A 5,700-nucleotide genomic window follows, 5' to 3' on the forward strand; every position below is an offset into this window, starting at 1 on the left:
ATCAGTAAACAGCTGCAAAACCTGGACTATGCCTTTCAGGTGTTCCGCCACAGTGACGGCGCGGTGAACATCCAGGCCTACTTCGACAAGGCGCTGGACATCCGTGCACTGATCAACGCGCAACAGCTGACACTGGATACCAAGGATCGCTGGACGACCCGCCCGGCAATGGCGGGCGAGCAGCCCTCGCTGGTGCTGGGGGACACAGCGGACACTCACGCGAAGTCGTTTCGCTCGGTCGACGCTGCAGTCCGAAGCGAATTTACCGGGCAACCACTGGGATCTCTCGCAGCACAACTGATCCATCTGGAGATCATGAAACCGCAGTTGAGCCACGCTCTGTCCGTCGGTATGCGTGGCGAAGCCACCCTGCGGGAACTGGGTGGCACACTGCGCAATGCCGATTGGCACATTGTCGATACGGTCTTCAATCCGGACCGGCCAGACCGAAAAAGTCGCCCGGCGATCCGGGGGTTCCACCCGGATGCCTTCTCCCTGGTCCTTGAGTGTTCGGGTGAAAAGGACGTGATGCCCTTGGCCAATTGCGTCCTGCTGACCGAGCGTGGGGGCCTCGACGTCCAGCATTCCGGGCGCGCAATCCTGTGGACACCCGCAGCGGGACTGGAAGTGTTCAAGAACGTCGCCAGCGCACGGCAACAGCTGAACCTGCGCCTGCAAGATGCCGATGAACGCCTGGGGCTGCTGGAGAACCTCACACCCGCCCAGCAGAAGATCCATCGAAACTATTCGCTCAATACGTTGCGACTGATCGAGGGCAATGTATCGCAAACCCTGGCGCAGTCTGGCATTAACCTCTTCCTGGCACGTTGCGAGCGCGTGCACGACTCGAAACAGTCCACCCCTCAAAAGCGCACGGCGCTCCAGGCGTTGACTCAAACACTCATCGACACCAACTTGCCCAGGGCCACTCTGATCGCCCAGGCCATGAGTCAACGACAAACCCTGCCTGCCTGGCTTGGCCTGGCGCCCGTCGAAGAACAGCAATTGCACATCGAACTGCTGGAGCAGTACCGCAACAGTGTCACCGACGACAAAGACTACCTGCACGGGATACAGACGCTTGAGGAGTACGTTCGTCAAACACTCAAAACGTTGCTGAAAGCCCGCTTCCCCGAGCACACCCTTGATCCCGACCTGATCGAGATCACGCCCAACCTGGCGCTGGCAGGGCCTGCGCAAACCCTTGTGCAGTTTGCCTTGAACCACGCCAACATCGCCCAGGGTTCGGGATTCCGCGTCAGTTCCACTGCCCGGCAACAACTGCCAGCCACCCTGGATCAGGCAGCCGTCAAGCAGCTTCTACTGTCACTGAACATCCAGGGAGACTATGGAAAGCTGGTCACAGAGGCCTTGTCAGGCTCCGCCGCCATCCCACGACAGTTGCGATTCGTTCAACAGTTGCCGTGGCAATTGCTGCAACACGCTCACGGCCTGAAACTGCAGCGGCACCTGTCCCCCAGCGCGTTCGACCTGATTTTCCAGGTGCTGGACATGCCGGACGCCATCGCCCGGGCTGCGGTCGCAGGGGCAAACGCCATCGTCAAGCCTTTGGAAATGATCAAAACGGCCGGCGCCACCGCCGTCCAGGCCCTGGGCCTGTACCTGATCGGTCCGGGCACTGGCAATCAAGGACCGCACATCCTGTATGCCCCCTACGCCCCGGGTTCACTGTTCACCGAGTTCATGAACGAGGCAGACGTCGTCGCGGCGATCAACACGCCGGGCGCATTCCAGGACCTGATCATCCGTCGCCTGCCCGACAGTGAACAGACATCGTTCAAGAATCTGCTGAAGTCCAGCATCGGTGAAGTGAGTGAAATCACCCTCGGGTCTACGTCCATTGCTGGCAACCTGCTGACGCAACTGTATGAAGACAACACCCGCCTGTTGCCGCGGATGCTTGCCAGTCAGTCCAAAGCCAACGACCAGCCGGACTGGGAGGCAATCAGGCACTTGTTCACCTCCGGCATCAAACTGATCGTCGGTCACCTGCCCGGCAAACTCGCCTACGTGCGTTTTCTGTGGCAAGCCTACGAAGACTTCAAGGACTCCGCCGAAGGATTGCAGGATCACCACTGGAAACGTGCCTTGCAGAGCTTCATTGCCGGCGCCGCACAGATGGTGACGCTCGGGAAACTGTCGCTGGAAGCCTCGCCGGTCAGTGCCGCGACGCCGAGCGCAACCGAACCCGTCAAGGTACCGCTGGCCGAACCCCAATGGTCGCGGATCCAGCCGACGGCGCCGACACGCACCTCTTTGCAGTATTTCGAGGCACCAACCGTGGCCTTGAAGGATTTGACCAGGAACACCGCCGACGGCACGTACGACGACCCCGCCAGCACGCTGCGTTATGCCCCCGTTGCAGGGAAAGTCTATGGCGTCGCCAAACCTGGCGTCGTCTGGCAAATGGAGAAGGCCGGGGTCAGCGGACCTTCGCTTCGCAAAACCCCGGGCCATCAGCTGGTGCTCGATCCGGATCGCCACACGGTGCACTTCGGCAAGGCCCTTTCGACGATGATCAACGAGTACGTGGCAGACCGCGAAGTTCGCCAGTCTTTCAATATCGAACTTCGGGGTATGAGAAACATCCGTGCCCATGACCCGGTCAAGGCCCTCAAAATCGTGCGGGCCATCGATACGGCGCGCTACTACGCATTCAACAGTCTGGCCAATCTGGTGCAAGCCCGACGCCTTGAAAGAGGAACGCGGCTGGACGGCTTCTTCAGAGCCTTTTTCGATGTGACCGATGTCAATGAAAACCTGCTGGATAAAATAGCAAAAGCCATCATCCCCGTGTGTCAGGCCTTGGTCGATGACAAAGACGAACTATTGGGCTCAGATCGTTTTATCGTTGGCTCGTTCAGGCGTGCAGAAGATGCGAGCACCAGTGCTTTCGTGATCGATAATGATGGGCGAAAGCATGTGCACTTGACCCCCAAATTTTTCCATCCTGAACTGGATGAATATCGGGGTCACCTGACGGAACCTTTCGACATTGATGATCACGCCCGTGCCACTATCCTGGTACACGAACTCAGTCACATCTACGCGGATACGATTGACATGAGCTATATGGAAGCAAGACGCCCTTTCAGTGATCTTATCTCGACACTCACCCACCATGGCTCGAATTTGAAAGATCGTCAGGCGTTGTACCAACGAAGGGGTTTATCCATGGATACTCCACGGGATGAATTGTTCGCCCGATGGAGCAGCAGCTTGAGATCCTGGGTCAGCCTGGATTCGATTCCAGCGGTCAAGCACATCGGCAAGAAAATCCTGAAAATAACCGGTTGCGCTGACATGGATGCCGCACGAACCGCGTTCATGGATCCGGCCAATCCTGACATACGCGTCGACACCATGTTGCACAACGCCGACACGCTCGCACATCTGATCGGCCAGATAGGCCGGGTACTGGACCCGGTGCCACCGCCTACCCCCTGATCGCCCATGACTGCGCGGAACCGGTGTTCTGCGCAGCGCGGCCGCCGTCATTGCGCAACTATCGGCTTTTGATCATTTTTTCACATGCTTCATGGTCTTTTATGCCCGGCAACGTGCTTTTCGCCGCGCCAGCGAAAAATTAAATGCACTTTGATGTTTAATTGCCATGATCGATGTTCTCGCAAGCGGTCCTCAAGGTTAGAATGGCGTAAATCAGGATGAGTCAATGACCGACAGCCCTTTCTCACAAGCCGAACTGGACGCCATCACCGATGCCGCTGCGCACTGGTGCATGCGCCTGCATGCCGATGACTGCACAGCGCAGGAGCGTCGGGCGTTCGAGCAGTGGCTGGACGCGCATCCGCTGCACCTGTCCGAGTACGAGGCCATGCTGGAAATCTGGGAGGTCGCGGGGGATTTGCCGCGTACTGAACCGGTCGTCGTGCCGATGGTTCCAATTAAACCCCTGAGGGCCTGGCGTGCCTACGGCATGGCCGCCGCCGTGTGCGCACTGGCGCTGCCGTTGGCGGCTTACAGTGGTTGGAGCCTGGGTTGGCTGCCGGATTCATACCAGCACTTCGAGGCCACCGACACGGTGCGTCAGGTCACCTTGAAAGATGGCAGTCAGGTCGAACTGAACCTGGGCAGTGAATTGACCTACAGCAACTACAAGGATCACCGTCAGGTGACCCTGAAAAAAGGCGAGGCCTTCTTCACCGTCACCCACGACACCCGCCACCCGTTCATCGTCAAGGCGGCAGAAGGCAAAGTCCGGGTGACCGGGACAAAGTTCAATGTCTGGATGTACGAAGATCAGGTGAAAGTGAACCTGATCGAAGGCTCGGTACTGGTGAGCAGCAATGATGACCTGCCGGGGGATGGTCTAAGGTTGGGGCCGTCGATGCAGGCGAGCTACCGTCAGGGCGATTTCATTCCGCGGATCAGCCAGACCTATGACAGTGACAATGCGCTGGCCTGGCGCAGTGGCAAACTGGTACTCGACAATCTGTCGTTGAACGAAGCATTGCCACTGATCAATCGTTACCTGGAAACGCCGCTGCTGGTGGCCGACAACAGCACCGGCGCCATTCGCATCGGGGGCATCTACAACATCAGGGAACTCAACACCCTGGTGGCGACCCTGCCCAAGGTACTGCCGGTCTACCTGACACGCAACAAGGACGGCAACCCTGTCCTCAACTCCATTCCACAACGCACGCCGAAAAGCTGAAGGCCACCCACTGGCGCTGCGTTTCTCGGCTTTCTCCTGATGGCACGTCCCCCGCTTTAACTATCTACCACCTTGGATGTGGCGGCGGCTTTTAGTCTCGAACCTCAATTTACGCCGCATTCAGCGGCGCCCCGAGTGAGATTCGACGATGTCTACACCTACCCCTCCCCTGTATTTCCCGCAGGCCCGGCACGCACCCGAGCAATGGCCTGACCTGGGCAAGGCCCACGGGCTGACGCAAAAGGATTTCCAATGGATCCGCCACGTGCAATGGGCCACCGATGCGTTACGCGGTCAGCAAACCCCACCGATGCGCGCCGAATCCATCCTGCTTGCCACGGGAGCCCTGGCCCAGCCCCTGGCGGGCTGTTTTGTATTGAGCGCCCTGCCCGATGACAACGGCGAGATTCTCTACACCCCGTACGCGGGCATTAAAAAATTCGCCGACCGCACGACGTTATCCGCGCACTTGAAAAGCCAGCTGGACAACGCGGACGAAGACGATGACTTGCTGGCCTTCATGTCATTGGCCGCGCGCAAGGCCCTGGCCGAAGCCAGCGACATCCGGGTGACCTTCCAGACCATCGACGGCGACATTTTCGACGATCATCGCACCGTGATCGAAGACAACCTGCGCAGTAACGATCAGGCCATGGTCGACGAACTGCAAAAACTGCCGACGCTCGACGCGCTGCTCGACAGCGTGCTCGAAGGGCTGCTGAAAGCCGATTTCCCCGGGCTGGATCAGCGTCGGACCCAGGTCGGTTTTTATGCCGAAACAGCCAACACCAATGCCGACGCACAGCCAACGGCTCGACGCTGGATCAACTCCCTGTCCCTGAGGGACGCGGTGCTGGCGTATTACCGCCACCAGCGATGGCCGCTGGGCCAGCCTGAGTTTTCTCATCCGCAAAGGGCGTCGCAGCCGGCTGACCAGCAACGCTGGGAAACGGCGCTCAAGCGCGCGGCGGATGAACTGATCAGCCAACTGTCCACGCAAC

Annotated in this window: 2 protein-coding genes and 1 pseudogene; all 3 read left to right on the forward strand. The window is 59.0% G+C overall.

The genetic code is table 11. From position 1 onward, the window contains the following. A partial coding sequence (locus tag F8N66_RS31580; RefSeq protein WP_191623076.1) for a dermonecrotic toxin domain-containing protein occupies positions 1–3,468 on the forward strand: 3,468 nt, incomplete at its 5' end. A 226-nt stretch (positions 3,469–3,694) separates the two neighbouring features. Then, the gene (locus F8N66_RS31265) at positions 3,695–4,699 is read left to right on the forward strand and encodes a FecR family protein (RefSeq protein ID WP_150773739.1); all 1,005 of its coding nucleotides are present in this window, start codon (positions 3,695–3,697) and stop codon (positions 4,697–4,699) included. Positions 4,700–4,847: 148 nt separating this feature from the next. Next, a pseudogene (locus F8N66_RS31270) lies at positions 4,848–5,700 on the forward strand (hypothetical protein); the annotation flags it as partial.

Origin of the sequence: Pseudomonas fluorescens, from assembly GCF_902498195.1 — a bacterium.
Classification (GTDB): domain Bacteria; phylum Pseudomonadota; class Gammaproteobacteria; order Pseudomonadales; family Pseudomonadaceae; genus Aquipseudomonas; species Aquipseudomonas fluorescens_BU.

What these genes read in the sequence shown, in the direction of transcription:
- F8N66_RS31265 (WP_150773739.1), top strand. Translation starts at nt 3,695, where the DNA reads ATGACCGACAGCCCTTTCTCACAAGCCGAACTGGACGCCATCACCGAT.